General features: G+C 72.2%; 14 protein-coding genes. 6 read left to right on the top strand and 8 right to left on the bottom strand.

What is annotated here, in order from left to right; genetic code table 11:
• Window positions 1-14: 14 nt before the first annotated feature.
• The gene (locus tag O7617_RS13810) at window positions 15-488 is read right to left on the bottom strand and encodes a hypothetical protein (protein WP_282263960.1); all 474 of its coding nucleotides are present in this window, start codon (window positions 486-488) and stop codon (window positions 15-17) included.
• A 120-nt stretch (window positions 489-608) separates the two neighbouring features.
• Between O7617_RS13810 and O7617_RS13805 the strand changes: the two genes are divergently transcribed.
• Window positions 609-1,892, top strand: coding sequence for an MFS transporter (locus O7617_RS13805; protein ID WP_282263959.1), 1,284 nt, complete (start codon window positions 609-611; stop codon window positions 1,890-1,892).
• 372 nt (window positions 1,893-2,264) lie between these two features.
• Here O7617_RS13805 and O7617_RS13800 read toward each other — a convergent pair whose 3' ends face one another.
• On the bottom strand, window positions 2,265-2,705 hold the full coding sequence (locus O7617_RS13800) for a hypothetical protein (protein ID WP_282263958.1): 441 nt from the start codon (window positions 2,703-2,705) through the stop codon (window positions 2,265-2,267).
• 33 nt (window positions 2,706-2,738) lie between these two features.
• A complete protein-coding gene (locus O7617_RS13795; protein WP_282263957.1) occupies window positions 2,739-4,445 on the bottom strand; it encodes a bifunctional metallophosphatase/5'-nucleotidase in 1,707 nt (568 codons plus the stop codon).
• A gap of 328 nt (window positions 4,446-4,773) precedes the next feature.
• Here O7617_RS13795 and O7617_RS13790 point away from each other — a divergent pair, with 328 nt between their 5' ends.
• Window positions 4,774-5,571 (top strand): alpha/beta fold hydrolase, encoded by a 798-nt coding sequence (locus tag O7617_RS13790; RefSeq protein WP_282263956.1) that lies wholly within the window; start codon window positions 4,774-4,776, stop codon window positions 5,569-5,571.
• A 204-nt stretch (window positions 5,572-5,775) separates the two neighbouring features.
• Here the strand turns inward: O7617_RS13790 and O7617_RS13785 are convergent, their stop codons facing one another.
• Entirely contained in the window at window positions 5,776-6,429 is a 654-nt protein-coding gene (locus O7617_RS13785; RefSeq protein WP_282263955.1) for a histone deacetylase, read from the bottom strand.
• Between the two features lie 8 nt (window positions 6,430-6,437).
• Entirely contained in the window at window positions 6,438-7,217 is a 780-nt protein-coding gene (locus O7617_RS13780; RefSeq protein WP_282263954.1) for a phosphodiesterase, read from the bottom strand.
• Window positions 7,218-7,461: 244 nt separating this feature from the next.
• On the opposite strand from O7617_RS13780, the gene O7617_RS13775 reads away from it, so the two are divergent.
• Entirely contained in the window at window positions 7,462-8,871 is a 1,410-nt protein-coding gene (locus O7617_RS13775) for a sensor domain-containing diguanylate cyclase (protein WP_282263953.1), read from the top strand.
• On the opposite strand, the gene O7617_RS13770 is transcribed toward O7617_RS13775, so the two are convergent.
• Together O7617_RS13770 and O7617_RS13765 are read right to left on the bottom strand one after the other, a co-directional pair.
• Window positions 8,868-9,929, bottom strand: coding sequence for an aspartate-semialdehyde dehydrogenase (locus O7617_RS13770; protein ID WP_282263952.1), 1,062 nt, complete (start codon window positions 9,927-9,929; stop codon window positions 8,868-8,870). The two genes, O7617_RS13775 and O7617_RS13770, sit on opposite strands and share 4 nt — an antisense overlap.
• 5 nt (window positions 9,930-9,934) lie before the next feature.
• On the bottom strand, window positions 9,935-11,200 hold the full coding sequence (locus O7617_RS13765) for an aspartate kinase (RefSeq protein ID WP_282263951.1): 1,266 nt from the start codon (window positions 11,198-11,200) through the stop codon (window positions 9,935-9,937).
• 260 nt (window positions 11,201-11,460) lie between these two features.
• Here O7617_RS13765 and O7617_RS13760 point away from each other — a divergent pair, with 260 nt between their 5' ends.
• Window positions 11,461-12,264, top strand: coding sequence for a hypothetical protein (locus O7617_RS13760; RefSeq protein ID WP_282263949.1), 804 nt, complete (start codon window positions 11,461-11,463; stop codon window positions 12,262-12,264).
• A gap of 84 nt (window positions 12,265-12,348) precedes the next feature.
• Window positions 12,349-12,879: a nitroreductase family protein gene (locus O7617_RS13755; protein WP_282263947.1), complete on the top strand. Its 531-nt coding sequence runs from the start codon at window positions 12,349-12,351 to the stop codon at window positions 12,877-12,879.
• Here the strand turns inward: O7617_RS13755 and O7617_RS13750 are convergent, their stop codons facing one another.
• Window positions 12,880-13,872, bottom strand: coding sequence for an ArsR family transcriptional regulator (locus O7617_RS13750; RefSeq protein ID WP_282263945.1), 993 nt, complete (start codon window positions 13,870-13,872; stop codon window positions 12,880-12,882).
• Window positions 13,873-13,944: 72 nt separating this feature from the next.
• Here O7617_RS13750 and O7617_RS13745 point away from each other — a divergent pair, with 72 nt between their 5' ends.
• Complete coding sequence (locus O7617_RS13745; protein WP_282263944.1) at window positions 13,945-15,216, top strand: MFS transporter; 1,272 nt, start codon at window positions 13,945-13,947, stop codon at window positions 15,214-15,216.
• The last annotated feature ends 209 nt before the right edge of the window (window positions 15,217-15,425 follow it).

The raw sequence follows: 15,425 nt of genomic DNA, 5'->3' as shown, positions 1-15,425 counted from the left end.
GCCGCCACCCCCGGTCAGTCCTGTCGTTCGGTGCGCTCGATCTCGGCGAACGCCGCCGCCAGGTAGCCGTTCAACGGCGCACCGGTCGCCGCCAGCAGGTCCGCCACCAACAGTGGAGCGTGCCGGGCCAGTGCGGACGCGTCCGGTGGCGACTCGTCGCCCTCGGGGTCGTACACGCCCAGGGCGCCGGCCAGCAGGACGAGCACCACGTGCGGGTCGACGTCCGAGCGCCACCGCGTCGCCCCCTGCACGCAGCGGGTCAACACCTGGCGTACGTCGTCGCCGGTCACCCCCTCCGGATGGCTCTCCTCCAGCAGCAGCCGGACCACCGCGCCGAGCACCAGGCCGGAGCGGTCGTCCGCGGCGAGCCCAGAGACAGCCTCGTCGTACGCCTGCCCGTCCCGTTCCTGGGCGGCGGCCACCGCTGCGGTGGCGGTCACCGCGATGCCGCGGGCGGTAGCGGGCAGATGTCGCCAGGTGCCGGTCATCGGGCCAGCATCGCAGACCCGCCGGACACCGTACGATTGATCACCCGTCGGCCGCGACGACAGCCTGGAACGACCTAAACGAGTCGCGTGCTGTCGCACCCGACGAACAGAATGCCGGTCATGCTGCGTCGTGCCCTGCCCCGCCGCCCGGAAGCCCGCCGGATCCTCGTCGGCACCCTGCTGTCGGCGATCGGGCGCGGCCTGACCCTACCGTTCCTGTTCATTTACCTGACCGACGTACGCGGGCTCACCGACGCTCGCGCCGGGCTCGTGATCGGGTGGTACGGCGCGGTCACCCTGGCCCTCTCGCCGTTGGGAGGGACGCTGATCGACCGGTTCGGCGCGCGTCGGGTGGTGGTGCCCTGCCTGCTGATCGAGGCGGTCGGCACCGGCTCGCTCGCGCTGGTCGACTCGACCGGGTCTGCCCTGCTGGTGATGACGGTGGTCGCCGTCGGCAGCTCGGCGATCTGGTCCGGGCAGAACACGATCCTCGCCTCGTTGACCGACGACGGTGAGCGGCAACGCGTCTTCGGGTTGAACTTCGCCCTGCTCAACCTCGGCATCGGCATCGGTGGCATGACCTCCGGCGCGATCGTCGACACCGCCCGACCCGGCACCTTCCAGACGATCTACCTGCTGGACGCGGTGACCTACCTGATGCCGGCGATCATCCTGCTCACCCTGCCCGGGGTCGGCCACCGCCTCGGCAGCCGCACCGGCGTCGACCAGCCGTCGCCCGGTGGCTACCTCACCGTGCTGCGCGACCGCCCGTTCCGCCGGCTGGTGATCTTCGGACTGATCCTCACCACCTGCGGGTACGCGCAGATCGAGGTGGGCTTCGCCGCGTACGCGGTGCGGGTGGCCGAGGTGGAGACCCGAGTGGTCGCGTGGGCGCTGGCCGCCAATACGGTCATGATCGTGCTCGCCCAACTACTGGTGATCCGGCGGATCGAGGGGCGTAGCCGCACCCGGGCGCTTGCGGTGGTGGGTGCGGTGTTCGCCACCGCCTGGCTGGTCCTCGGCGCGGCCGGCCTGGTCAGCGGTGAGAACGCGCTGCTGGCCGCACTCTGCGTGGTGGCCTGCTCGGCGATCTTCGGCTTCGGCGAGACGATGCTGTCACCGGTCATGCCCGCCCTGACCAACGCGCTGGCCACCGACGAGCTGCGCGGCCGGTACAACGCGATGAGTTCGATGATCTTCGGCATCAGCGGGGTGATCGGCCCGGTGACCGCCGGCCCGCTCATCGGTGCCGCCGACGGCAAGGTCTGGGTGGCGACAGTGGTCGGCGGCTGCCTGGTCGCCTCCCTGGTCGCCCTGTCGCTGCGCCGACTGCTCAGCGCGGATCAGGACGGCCGACTTACGCCGACCGTCACCTCCCCCGAACCGACCCCCACCCCCGCCTGACCCGCACCCCGCCTGTCCCGCGCTCCCACTCCACGCCCGCGCGCGCCACCCCGCACCCCACGCACCGCGCGCCCTCACCCCACGCGCCCTCACCCCACGCGCCCCCACCCCACGCGCCCCCACCCCGCACACCACGCACCCTCACCCCACGCGCCCCCACCATGACCCGCGCCCACGGCCCCTGCGCCCTGCGCCCTGCGCCCTGCGCCCAAGATCCGCACAAGTTCCCCGATGTTGCTGTCTCAGACGGGCTGGAGGCAGCAACATCCCCGATGTTGCGCGGATCTTGCTCGCGGATCCCGCCCGGCGCCGCAAGATCGCGCTCGATCATGGATCGAGTGGCATCCGCGCGCCCCGGAGGCCACCCCGTGCTCAAGCAGGCGACACAGCCTGGGCGAGCGGACGACGCATCCGGGCCGCGCAACGCGAACGGGCGAACGACGAGGGCGGAACGAGGCAGGTCAGGGCGAGTCCGGGACGGGCGGCCGACCCCAGCCGACCGACCAGGGTCAGGGCGAGTCCGGGACGGGCGGCCGACCCCAGCCGACCGACCAGGGTCAGGGCGAGTCCGGCACGGGCGGCCGACCCCAGCCGACCGACCAGGGTCAGGGCGAGTCCGGCACGGGCGGCCGACCCCAGCCGACCGACCAGGGTCAGGGCGAGTCCGGCACGGGCGGCCGACCCCAGCCGACCGACCAGGGTCAGGGCGAGTCCGGCACGGGCGGCCGACCCCAGCCGACCGACCAGGGTCAGGGCGGGGCGACGCGGGATACGGACTGGACAAGGCCGGGAAAGGGTCGGGCCCCGGAGCATTCGCTCCGGGGCCCGACGTCGCGGGGTCGACCGTCAGGCGGCGGGGACCTCGGCGGTGGTGCGGATCCGGTCCAGCGCCGGCGCGGACACCGGCGACTGGGCGGTCAGGTAGTCCACGAAGGCGTCCAGGTCGATCTGGCCGGTGACCTGGTTCGTTCCGCCGGTGAGGGCGCTGAAACCGTCACCGCCGCCGGCCAGGAAGTTGTTCACCGTGACGCGGTACGTGGCGGCGGTGTCGACGGTGGTGCCGCCGATGGTGAGGCTGCCCCGGACGACGCGGGTGCCGGCGCACGGGTCGGCCGTCGTGCCGGTGGTGCCGTTCGGGTCGACGACGTAGCCGACGGTGACCGACGGGTAGAGCGTACGGGCGGTGACGAACTGCTGCTCCAGCACGCAGTAGAGCTGCGCGCCGGTCAGGTCGAGTGTCACCAGGTTGTTGGCGAACGGCTGCACCGTGAACGCCTCCTCGTAGGTGACCGGGCCCGCGTCGAGGTCGGCCCGGACACCGCCCGGGTTCATGAACGCGGCGACCGCGCCCTCCTCGTCGTCGGTGGCGGCGAGTTGCGCGTCGGCGATCAGGTTGCCCAGCGGCGATTCGCCCAGACTCGTACCGAAGAGGGTTTCCTGACTCCGGGTGATCGCCTCGTTGGTGACGCCGACCTGGCGTCCGGCGACCGGGCCGAGCACCGTCTTGTAGCGGTTGATCAGCGCGGTCTGCTTCGGGTCCTTGGTGACGTCCCGGGTGACCACGACGTTGTTGGCGGAGGCGGACAGGACGTCGCCACTCCGACGGTCGATCTTGAGGTCGATGTCGGTGACGAGGCGCCCGAACGAGCTGGCGCTGGTGACCAGCTTGTCGTTGATGTTGCAGTTGTACGCCTGGTGGGTGTGCCCGCTGACCACCACGTCGATTGACGGGTCCATCCGGTTGGTGATGTCCACGATGGGCCCGGTCATGCCGACGCAGTCGTTGATGCCACCGGTCGCCGCCTGGGTGCCACCCTCGTGCAGCAGTACGACGATCGCCTCCACGCCCTTGCGGCGCAGCTCACGGGCGTACCGGTTGGCGGTGTCGGCCTCGTCGGCGAAGCTGAGGCCGGCGACGCCCTGCTGGCTGACGATCTGCGGGGTGCCCTCCAGGGTCATCCCGATGAAACCGACCTTGACGCCCTGAACCCGGTGGATCGCGTAGGGGGCCATCAGCGGCTTGCCGGTCGCGGTCTTGAAGGCGTTCGCGGAGAGGTACTTGAAGCCGGCGCCCCGGTACGGGGTGCCGTCGGCGCATCCGTCGACCGGGTGGCAGCCGCCGTTCTGGATGCGCAACAGCTCGGCCGCGCCCTCGTCGAACTCGTGGTTGCCGACACTGGCGTAGTCCAGACCGGCCATGCTCAGCGCCTCGATGGTCGGCTCGTCGTGGAACGCGGCGGAGAGCAGCGGGGACGCGCCGATCAGGTCACCGGCGGCAACCGTGATCGTGTTCTTCTTCTTGGCGGCGGCGCGCAGCTCGGCCAGGTGGGTGGCCAGGTATTCGACGCCACCCGCGGTCTGCCCGGCGATGGTGCCACTGGAGCCGCTCGGCGGTTCGAGGTTGCCGTGGAAGTCGTTGAGGGCCAGCAGGGTGACGTCGACCGGCTTCGGCCGCGCGTCGGCTTCCTCGGGGCTGGTGGCGACCGCGCCGAACGCGGCCACCGCGAGCGCGGTCAGACCGACAGCGGCCCGACGCGTCCTGGTTATGGACATGGATCTCCTCGTGAGAATCGGCCTGTGCGGTGCCCGGCCTCTGGGTCGACCAGGCCGCGGACCCGACGCCGTCGGAAGGGTCGCGGTTGGCGGCGGTGGGGGATGCCGCCCGCTCCGACAGCCTCTCATCCGGACGCCGACCGGGCGAGCCAGGCAGACCGTCGGAGCTGCGAGTCGGGCGGAATCGAGATCGATCGCCGTTCGGACGGCGGTGCACCGGATATTGGTGGGTGCCGGCGGCTCGCGTCGTTTGCGCCGGTCTGGCGGACAGCGTCAGACCGGGGGTCTAGAAAGGACGAGTGGCATCGACACGGACGGAGACGGCATCGTGAGCGGAACGACACCGACGGTGGAGCAGGTGCGATCGGCGGACGGCACGCCCATCGCGTTCGAACGGTCCGGGGCGGGCCCCGCGCTCGTCCTGGTCGGTGGCGCGTTCAACGACCGCAACACGACCCGCGCGCTCGGGGCGGCGCTGGCGCCGGACTTCACCGTGTTCGGCTACGACCGCCGGGGTCGTGGCCACAGCGGCGACACGGCTCCGTACGAGATCGGCCGGGAGATCGACGACCTGGCGGCGGTGATCGCGGCGGCGGGTGGTTCCGCGGCGGTCTACGGGATCTCGTCCGGCGCGGTCCTGGCCGCGCTCGCCACCGCACAGGGTCTTCCGGTGACCGGGTTGGTCCTGTTCGAGCCGCCGTTCCAGGTCGGCTCGCACATGGGCGTCCGGAAGGACATCACCGCACAGCTCATCGAGCTGATCGCCGCCGACGATCGGGACGGCGCGGTGGAGGCGTTCCTCACCACGTCGGTGGGGTTGCCGCCCCAGGCGGTCGCCGGGATGCGGACGCAACCGATCTGGGGTTCGTTGACCGCGATCGCGCACACCCTGCCGTACGACGCGGCGATCACGGCGGGCGGGCGACTGCCGGCCGACCGGCTGGCGGCGATCACGGCACCGACCCTCGCCGTGGACAGCACCGGCAGTCCACAGTGGCTCCGGGACGGGAGTCGGGCCGCGGCCGAGGCGGTCCCTGGCGGGCGTTCCGTCAGCCTCGACGGCGGCAACCACGAGGTGCCGCCGACGACGCTCGCCCCCACGCTGCGCGAGTTCCTCCTCGGCTGACGGCCGCCCGACCACCGCGAAGGAACAGCCACCGCCGAGGCTGACGCGAGGAAGCGGGCCACCTGCCGAGCCGACGCGAGGGAACGGGCCACCTGCCCAGTCGACGCGAGGAAGCAGGCCACCGCCGGACCGGCGCGAGGGAGCGGCCACCGCAGGACCGACGCGACGAAGCGGGCCACCGCCGGACCGGCGCGACGGCGGCGGTCAGGGGTCGGCCAGCACCTCGCTGACCAGGGTGGCGACGGCATCCGGTGACCAGGCGTGCGCCACCCCTGGGCGGCCTGCCAGATAGTCGGCGATTCGTTCGACCGGCCAGCCGTGTGATTCGCGCAGGCCGCGGGCGATCATGCCGAGGTAGGTCGGCGCGGGTGGCCGCCACTTCACACCGGATGCCCCCTCGGGTGCGGTGAAGGTGAGCATCGGGACGCCGCCGTGGCTGCCCGGGCAGACCAGCGTCTCGTACCGTCCGGGGCCGAGCGTGGCCCGCCCGCCGGCGATGGCGGCCTCGACAGCCGCGCCGGTGGCCGGGGTCAGGGCGGCGGGTTCGCCCGCTGGGCGGTACATCTCCTGCGCCGCGATGTCGGTGAACTGCTCCACTGTCACCAGGTAGGCGCGGGCGGCGGCCTCGCCCGGCAGGTGCGGGTCGTAGAAGGCCATCCCTCCGGTCCAGGCGCGGGACTCGCCGGCGAAGTAGATGCCGCCGGGCAGCGAGACCGGCACCGACCGGCTCGGCGGGCGTGGGTCTCGGCACCCCGGGTACGTCCGCATTCCGCCGGGCGGGCAGCCACCACCGATGTACCAGCCCAAGCGGGCGGCGTGCATGTTCGAGCCGTACGCGACGTACCAGACCCGCACCACGGGTGCTCTCAGAAGCCGCAGGTCTGGCCGGTGGAGTGGCTCACCTGCACGGTGTGCGTCACGCAGCCGCCCGCCTGCACGATGTGCAGCAGGAAGGCTGTCGGTTCGTCGACCCAACCGATCTGCTCGTCGGGGCTCATGGTGAGCGTGGACTGCTTCCAGGTGCTCGGTGCCACGGTGAGCACCGTGCCCGCGTACGCCGTGGTGACGGGGCGGTGCAGGTGGCCGGCGGCGACCCGGACGACGTGCCGGTGCCGGCCGACCACCTCGGCGAGCGCGTCACCGTCGGCGAGCCGGAGGATGTCGGCGGCGGGGATGCCGACCGCTACCGGCGGATGGTGCAGGAAGATCACCGCGGGCACCTCGGGCCGCCCGGCCAGCACCCCGTCGAGCCAGCCGAGCTGCTCCTCACCGAGCTGGCCGCTGCTGCTGCCGGGGACGAGCGAGTCGAGCACCACGATCGACGCCGCCTCGTGGTCGACGTGGTAGTAGGCGGAGAAGCCGCCTCCGAGCCAGGGTGTGCCCCCGAACGCGTCGAGCAGCGACTCCCGGTCGTCGTGGTTGCCGGGGACCAGGTGCACCGGCAACGGGAACCGGCGGATCAGCTCGCGCAGCGCCGCGTACTCGTCGGGTCGCCCGTTGTCGACCAGGTCACCGGTGATCACCACGCAGTCCGGGCGGGGACGCAGCGCGAGCACCCGGCCGAGCGCACGGTGCAGCCCCGCGGCCGGTGCGGCGGCGAGCAGGCCGGTGGTCAGGTGCGGGTCACTGAGCTGAGCGATGATCATGAATCGTCTCCTCGCCGCCGGGGTTCTCACGCTATCGCCGGGCGCTGGTTCGCGGTGCCCGCTGCCCGCTGCCCACTGCCCGTCGCCCACTGCCCGCCGCCCACTGGCTGCGTCCACAGGCTGCGTCCACAGCCTGTGGATAGCACGTGTGTACGAAACCGGCCGGTTTCGCACAGTCGTGAGTACGCTTTATCGCACGGCCCGGCGCCGACCGGGCTCCTCCCCTACCTGGAACGACGTGCGAGTGGATCATCAGCGAGTCATCCGTGACGTCACCGTCCGCCTGCCGATGGCGTCGAGCACGCCGGAGGCCTGTCGGTGGACGGTCACCGCGCTGTCCCGCCACACCCCGGCGACCATCTCCGTGCTGCTCGCGGCCCACGACCGCCTGCGCTGCGTCGCCGCGACCGGGGCCTGGCAGGTCTTCGCCACCGTGCCGGCGCACACCGGCATCGTCGGCCGGGTGTACGACACCGGCACCCCCGCCACCGTCCCGGACGTCACCGTCGATCCGGACTACCTTCCGGTACGCCCGGACGTGACAGCCGAGCTGTGCGTACCGGTGCTGGACCCGGCGGGTCGGGCGATCGGCGTCCTCGACCTGCAGTGGAGTGAGCCGGTCGACCTGGAGCCGTGGCGGGAGACCGCACAGCAGGTGGCCGACCGGCTCGGCGAGCGGATCACCGCCCTGGGGGGTCCGCCGGAGGAGAGCCGCAGCGAGAAGCTTCTCCGGCATGCGGCTGCCCTCTCCTCCGCACCCACCGAGGCGGAGGTGCTGGGCGTGGCCGCGTGCGCCGCCCGTGAGGTCTCCGCTCTCTCCACCGCGGTGCTGTTGATGGCGGGGCAGCTCGGCCCGCCGCCTTCGACACCGAGCGACCTGGAGATCAGGATTCGGGCCGAGTTGACCGAGTCGGGTCCGGCCGCGCTGGCCCGGATGGTCGACCGGGCACACCGGTACGGAGCCGGCTACACGCTGGGCGAGGCGGGGCATCCCCCGACCGAGGACTATCGACCGCTGACCCGGGCCGGGGTACGCACGCTGGTGGCCGTTCCGGTGGGGCCACCCGAGGTCGGCGGGGTGCTGCTGGTCGCCGACGAACGCGCGCTGCGCCCGGACCCGACCACGGTCAGCCTGATGGAGTTGCTCGCCGGGCAGGCGTGGACGAGCCTGGACCGGCTGCGCACGCTGGCCCGACTGCGGGAACAGGCCAGCTCCGACCCGCTGACCGGGTTGCGGCACACCGGTCCGTTCGGGCAGCGGATCGCGACGGCCACCCCGGGGCGTACGGCCCTGCTGGCGATCGACGTGGACGGCTTCAAGACCGTCAACGACACGTACGGCCACCAGGCCGGCGACCAGGTGCTGGTCGGGTTGGCCCGGGCGCTGGAGGAGGCGCTGCGCCACGGCGACGAGCTGTACCGGATCGGCGGGGACGAGTTCGTCGCGGTGATCGAGGTGAGCCGCCCCGAGGAGGCGGTCCGGATCGCCGAGCGGTTGACCGAGGCGGCCCGCCGCATCGGTCGCACGATCAGTGTGGGCGTCGCGCTGCCCCGCCCCGGCGAAACCCCCGACCGCACCCTGCGGAGGGCGGACCAGGCCCTCTACGCGGTGAAGCGCCAAGGCCGAGACGGCGTACGCCTGGCCGCGGCCTAGGCGGCCATCAACTCCTTGGCGAGGAGTTCGGCGATCTGGGCCGTGTTGAGGGCCGCACCCTTGCGGAGGTTGTCGCCGGTGACGAAGAAGTCGAGGGCGCGGGGGTCGTCCAGGGCGCGGCGGATCCGGCCGACCCAGGACGGGTCGGTGCCGACCGCGTCGATCGGCATCGGGAACTCTCCGGCGGCGGGATCGTCGACCAGGATGACGCCGGGCGCGTTGCGCAGCGCCTCGCGGGCACCCTCGGCGTCCACCTCGCTGGCGAAGACCGCGTGCACGGCCACCGAGTGCGCGGTGACCACCGGCACCCGTACGCAGGTGGCGGACACCTTGAGGTCGGGCAGGCCGAGGATCTTCCGCGACTCGTTGCGGATCTTCATTTCCTCGGACGACCAGCCACCGTCTGCCGGGGAACCGGCCCAGGGCACCACGTTGAGCGCCAGCGGCGCCGGGAACGGGCCCAGGTCGTCGCCGACCGCCTGCCGGACGTCACCGGTGCGGGAGCCGAGCGCCCGATCGCCGGCGACCTTGGTGAGCTGGTCGTGCAGGATCTCGACGCCGGCCTGCCCGGCGCCGGAGACCGCCTGGTAGGAGGCGAGCACCAGCTCCCGCAGGCCGTACTCGCGGTGCAGCGGCGCGACCGCGATGATCATCGCGAGGGTGGTGCAGTTGGCGTTGGCGATGATGCCCCGGGGCCGGTTGCGGACCTGCTCGGGGTTGATCTCCGGAACGACCAGCGGGACGTCGCGGTCCATCCGGAACGCGCCGGAGTTGTCGACAGCGATCGCGCCCCGCTCGACGGCGATCGGCGCCCACTCGGCCGACACCTCGTCGGGCACGTCGAACATCGCCACGTCGACCCCGTCGAACGCCTCGGGGGTCAACGCCTGGACGACCATCTCCTCGCCTCGGCAGCGCACCCGACGCCCGACCGAACGCTCGGAGGCGAGCAGCCGGATCTCACCCCAGACGTTGCGTCGTCCGGTGAGCAGCTCACACATGACGGTGCCGACGGCACCTGTCGCTCCGACCACGGCGAGGGTGGGCAGCGCCGTCATCGGCGCTACCTACCCGTCCCCGCGTAGACCACGGCTTCGGTGTCGCCGCCCAGCTCGAACGCGTCGTGGATGGCGCGGACGGCGGCGTCGAGGTCGGTGTCCCGGCAGACCACGGAGACCCGGATCTCGGAGGTGGAGATCATTTCGATGTTGACGCCGGCGGCGCCGAGCGCGGCGAAGAAGCCGGCGGCCACGCCGGGGTGCGAGCGCATGCCGGCACCGATCAGCGACACCTTGCCGACGTGGTCGTCGTAGAGCAGCCCCTTGAACTTGACCGGCTCCTGGATCTTGCTGAGCGCGGCCATCGCGGTCGGGCCGTCGGCCTTGGGAAGGGTGAACGAGATGTCCGTCCGACCGGTGCCCTCGGTGGAGACGTTCTGCACGATCATGTCGATGTTGATTTCGGCGCCGGCGACGGTGTCGAAGATCCGCGCGGCGGCACCCGGCTCGTCGGGCACCCCGACGATCGTGATCTTGGCTTCACTGCGGTCGTGCGCGACCCCGGTGATCAGTGCCTGCTCCACGGAAAGGTCCTCCATCGATCCGGTGACCATCGTGCCGGTGTTGGTCGAGTATGACGAACGGACGTGGATCGGCAACCCCGCCCGGCGGGCGTATTCCACGCTACGCAGGTGCAGAACCTTCGCGCCGCAGGCGGCCAGCTCCAGCGTCTCCTCGTAGGTGATGTTCTGGATGTGCCGGGCGTTGGGCACGATCCGGGGGTCGGCGGTGAAGATACCGTCCACGTCGGTGTAGATCTCGCAGACGTCCGCGTGCAGGGCGGCGGCCAGCGCCACGGCGGTGGTGTCCGACCCGCCCCGGCCCAGGGTGGTCACGTCCTTGGTGTCCTGCGAGACGCCCTGGAAGCCGGCCACGATGACCACCGACCCCTCGTCGAGCGCGCCCTTGAGCCGCCCGGGGGTGACATCGATGATCCGGGCGCGGCCGTGCACCGAGGTGGTGATCACGCCTGCCTGCGAGCCGGTGAACGAGCGAGCTTCGTACCCCAGGTTGTGGATCGCCATGGCGAGCAGCGCCATGGAGATCCGCTCGCCGGCGGTGAGCAGCATGTCCAGCTCGCGGCCCGGCGGCAGCGGGCTGACCTGGTTGGCCAGGTCGAGCAGCTCGTCGGTGGTGTCCCCCATCGCGGAGACCACCACCACCACGTCGTCGCCGGCCTTGCGGGCGGCGACGATGCGCTCGGCCACCCGCTTGATCCGCTCGGCGTTGGCGACGGACGACCCGCCGTACTTCTGCACAACGAGTGCCACGACGTGCACTCCCTCCCAGCGACCCTGAGCGTGCCGACGCCGCCGGAACCGGGGCCGGCGGCGCGTGTCAGACCCCTTGAGGGTATCCGGCGGGTAACGACGGCGGGTCAGGTGATCCCACCATCCGGCCCGCACGGGTGCCGCCGGGCCGCTCCGACCAGGTCCGATGGGGTACGCGGACACGAGCGCGTCCGACACGCCGGAGCGAGCCTGGTACCGGCCGACACCCACCGGCCCCTCGCAGCCACCAGAATGGGCCGGTGCCCGTCCTCATCCACTCGGCCGGCCGTGTGCTCGGGCCGCTCGTGATCACCCTGCCGGCGTTCCTGCTCGCCTGCACCAGTGCGCAACCGCCGACCCCGACGCCCAGCGACCCGGGGCCGGTCCAGGTCGATGCCGCACGGGACGAGTTGGCCGCCCTGGCCGCCGCCGCCCAGGACCGCCACATGGTGGCGCAGTACGTGTACAGCCGGGCGGGCCAGGCGGACCGCACGATCACGTTCACCAGCGCGAACGACGGCAGTTGGCGGGTCGACGTGCCGGGGGGCGCGTGGGGTGGCACCGCCGACGTCTCGATGGCCGCCACGACCGACGGGCTGTTCCAGTGCGCTCTGCCGTCGGCCGGCCGGCCGGAGCCGTCGACCTGCGTACGCCTCGGCGAGCGGGACGACACCGTCCCGCGCCGGTCGGATCCCCGCGTCCAGCATCCGCTCACCGACTGGTTGGACGTGCTCACCGACCGACGTGCGCCGTTGGCGGTGGCCCCGGCCAACGCTCCGGAGGGTCTGACCGGCACCTGCTACTCGGTGGACTCCACCTCGGCGTCGCTCAACGCCCCGCTGGACGTGGGCATCTACTGCTACGACCAGGACGGCACGCCGACCGGCGTCCGGACCGGGGCCGGAACGCTGCGGTTGGCCACTCCGCCCGGCCCGGCGCCGGCCACCGTGCAGTTGGCCGGCCCGGTGGTGGTCGACCGGGAGCCGCTGGACACGGCGGCGCCGCCGACCCCTGATCCGTCGAGCCCTGACCCGTCGGAGAGCCCGAGCGCGGGAACGCCCTGATCTTCATACCGTTACGGGTGCGTTTGCCCACATTTCGCCAACCCGAGCTGATTGGCGAATCACCCATACAGGACGATTACCATCATGGCTGACCTGACTCCGCTGCTCGCCTTCCGCTGGAGCCCACGGGCCTTCGACCCGAGCGCGGAACTGACCCCGGACGAGGCGACCTCGCTGCTCGAGGCCGCGCGCTGGGCGCCGTCGGCGGACAACGGGCAGCCCTGGCGGTTCGCCCTCGGCCACCGGGACGACGAGAACTGGAAGCGGATCATGATCAGCCTGCCGGGCGACGACCAGTGCTGGGCCCGGCACGCCGCGACACTGGTGGTCGGCGCACACACCGGCGACGACGCCGAGCGGGCCGCGTACGACCTGGGTCAGGCGATGGCCCACCTGACGTTGCAGGCCACAGCGCTCGGCCTGCACGTGCGCCAGCTCACCCGCTTCGACCAGGCCGGCCTCGTCACCGAACTCGATCTGCCCGGCGGCGTCCGCCCGCTGGTGGTCGCCGCCGTCGGCCGGCTCGGGGACCCGTTCGCCCTCCCGGCCGACCTGCGCGCCCGGGAGATCGGCCTGCGCCGCCGTCGCCCGCTCGCCGACCTCCTCCTCGCCTGATCACCCACCCTGGCTGGCCCGGAGCAGGATCCTCGCGGCGTCGGTGTTGCGGTAGAGGACGTGCCGACCCTGCCGGGTCCGGTTGACCAGGCCAGCGGCGTGCAGCGCGGCCAGGTGCTGGGAGACGTTCCCGGCGGACATTCCGGTGAGTCGGGCCAGATCGGTGGTGGTGGCCGCCGTGTCGAGCCGGTACAGCAACACGGCCCGACCGGGGCCGATCACCCGCGCCAGCGGGTCGCCCGGCGGCGGCGCGGTCGCCTCCCAGAGCGTCCCGAGGGCCCGGACCGGGTACGCGCCGGCCGGCAGCGAGTCCTCCAGCAGGTTCCACAGCACCCGCCGTTCGCTGAACACCGTCGGGTTCAGCGCCAACCCACGGTCCCGGAGGTCGAAGTCCCGCTCGAACGGGTCGTCGCTGATCACCCGGTCGCCGTGCCAGCGCAGGCTCGGGTGGAGCTGCTCGAAGAACCGACCGGCACCGTTCTCGGCTAGTTGGGCGGCCCGGTACGCCACGTCGGCGTCGAGAAGCGCCCGGATCCGTGGCCAGTCCGGGGCGATCGCCTCGTCGTACCAGACCCGCACCGCGTCGACGAGCTGCGGCAGCAGCCCACGCGGGTCGGCGAGCAGCGCCTGCCCGAACGGACTCAACGGCCGGCGCGGGGTGGTCGCCAGCAGATCCTGGACCACCACGTCCGGCGGCGTAGCCGCGATCTGGTCGAGCTGCTCCGCCATCTCCACGTTCGGTCGGGCCGCCGGGGTGAGGAAGTCGGGCAGCCAGCAATACGGCCGGGCCAGTTCCACAAGCGGTCGGACCCGGGCGGCCACCTCAGGACGACGCAACGTCACCCGGGCACGGTCGATCCAGGGCAGGTGCACCGCGTGGTAGACCGGGCTGGCCAGCGCCCACATGCTCATGACCGTCTCGTTGACCGGCGACACGGCGAGCCGCACGCCCGCCACGTCGGCCAGGCTGAAGCGCAACTCGGACACACGCACCCCCGGTAGCAGGATTCGGTTGAGCCTAAAAGACTCGACCGCCCGTCACGGGGCTTGGTTCACTCACCGCCCATGGGGACCAGAGACACCATCCGTACCGCTGTGGCAAACGTCGTACCGCCGGCCGGCCTGACCCGTGCGTTGGCCGTGCAGGCCATGGTCTACGCCGTCGGTAGTGGCCTGTTCCACGCCGGCAGCGCCGTCTTCTTCACCCGGGCGCTCGGGCTCAGCGCCGCCCAGGTCGGGCTGGGCCTGTCCATCTCGGCGGGAGTGTCGCTGCTGGGCACGGTGCCGCTGGGCGCGCTGACCGACCGGTACGGGGCACAGCGGGTCTGGACCGTCGGGCTCGTGCTGGACGCGGCGCTCTTCGCGTCGTACCCGTTCGTGGGCGGTTTCGTGGGCTTCCTGGCCGTGGTGGTGGCGCTGGCGGCGGTGTACGCGTCGACCGGCGTGGCGCGGCAGGTCTACTCGATCAATGCGCTCCCACCGGCCGAACGGGTCACGGCGATGGCGTACCAGCGGTCGTCGTTGAACGTGGGTTTCGGGCTGGGCGCGGTGATCAGCGGCCTGGTGTTGGCCGTGGACACGATCGCGGCGTACCACGCAATGGTCTGGTTCATCGCGACGATGATCCTGGTGACGGCCCTGTTCGTACGGCGACTGCCCCGGCTACCGCAGGTGAGCCGGCCGGCCGAGCCGATGGGCCGGCTCGCCGTGCTGCGCGACCGCCCGTTCATGACGGTGTCCCTGCTGTCCGGGCTGCTCACCGCGCACGGGGTGCTCTACCTGACGGTCATGCCGCTCTGGATCCTCACCCACACCGACGCCCCGAAGACCGTGATCGCCGCTCTGGTGCTTCTCAACACGGTCCTGATCGTGTTGCTCCAGGTACGCGTCAGCCGGGGCGCCGACACCGCCGCGGGCGCGGCCCGAGCCTCCCGTCGCGGGGGCCTGCTGATCGCCCTGTTCTGCCTGGTCCTGCCGATCTCCGGGCTCACCCGGGGCCTGCTCACGGTCGCGGTGCTGGTGGCCGCCGCGATATTGTTGATCCTGGCCGAGCTGATCCAGTCGGCGGGCGCCTGGGGGCTCACCGCCACCCTTCCGCCGGAAGACCAGCGCGGCGCGTACGTGGGGGCGTTCGAGCTCGGCAGACAGGTGCAGTACCTGATCGCTCCGGCCGGACTGACCGCGCTCGGCGTGACCACCGGCGGCTGGGGTTGGTTACCGACGGCAGCGATCTTCGTGCTGGTCGCAGCGGCGATCATGCCCGCCGTGGCCTGGGCCGAACGGACGCCACGGCTGGGTGCCCAGGCCCCGAAGCCGAGCATGACACCGGTCCCATAGTCCGGACCAGCCTTTGCACCCCTCGATCCATCACGTAGGGTGACGTGGTCATGTGGCGGGCGTTTCTCCTCCTTAGCCGCCGCGACGAGGCCTGACCGGCCGGCACCTCGTCGCGGAGTCGCATCGCGCCGTCCAGCACATCCGAACCTTCTCTCGGCACCGCCGCGCATCGTCGCCCGGCACTCGCCGACGCCTTCCGATCTGCTGAC

It is taken from the genome of Micromonospora sp. WMMD1155 (assembly GCF_029581275.1).
Classification (GTDB): Bacteria; Actinomycetota; Actinomycetes; order Mycobacteriales; family Micromonosporaceae; genus Micromonospora.
The sequence above is the reverse complement of the archived record's forward strand: the minus strand, read 5'-3'. Positions and strand labels throughout refer to the sequence as shown.

Bases quoted from the DNA above. Each gene is read 5' to 3' on its own strand.
- O7617_RS13770 (WP_282263952.1), bottom strand. From the start codon at position 9,929: ATGACGGCGCTGCCCACCCTCGCCGTGGTCGGAGCGACAGGTGCCGTC.
- O7617_RS13755 (WP_282263947.1), top strand. From the start codon at position 12,349: ATGGCTGACCTGACTCCGCTGCTCGCCTTCCGCTGGAGCCCACGGGCC.
- O7617_RS13745 (WP_282263944.1), top strand. From the start codon at position 13,945: ATGGGGACCAGAGACACCATCCGTACCGCTGTGGCAAACGTCGTACCG.
- O7617_RS13780 (WP_282263954.1), bottom strand. From the start codon at position 7,217: ATGATCATCGCTCAGCTCAGTGACCCGCACCTGACCACCGGCCTGCTC.
- O7617_RS13805 (WP_282263959.1), top strand. From the start codon at position 609: ATGCTGCGTCGTGCCCTGCCCCGCCGCCCGGAAGCCCGCCGGATCCTC.
- O7617_RS13800 (WP_282263958.1), bottom strand. From the start codon at position 2,705: ATGCTCCGGGGCCCGACCCTTTCCCGGCCTTGTCCAGTCCGTATCCCG.
- O7617_RS13795 (WP_282263957.1), bottom strand. From the start codon at position 4,445: ATGTCCATAACCAGGACGCGTCGGGCCGCTGTCGGTCTGACCGCGCTC.
- O7617_RS13810 (WP_282263960.1), bottom strand. From the start codon at position 488: ATGACCGGCACCTGGCGACATCTGCCCGCTACCGCCCGCGGCATCGCG.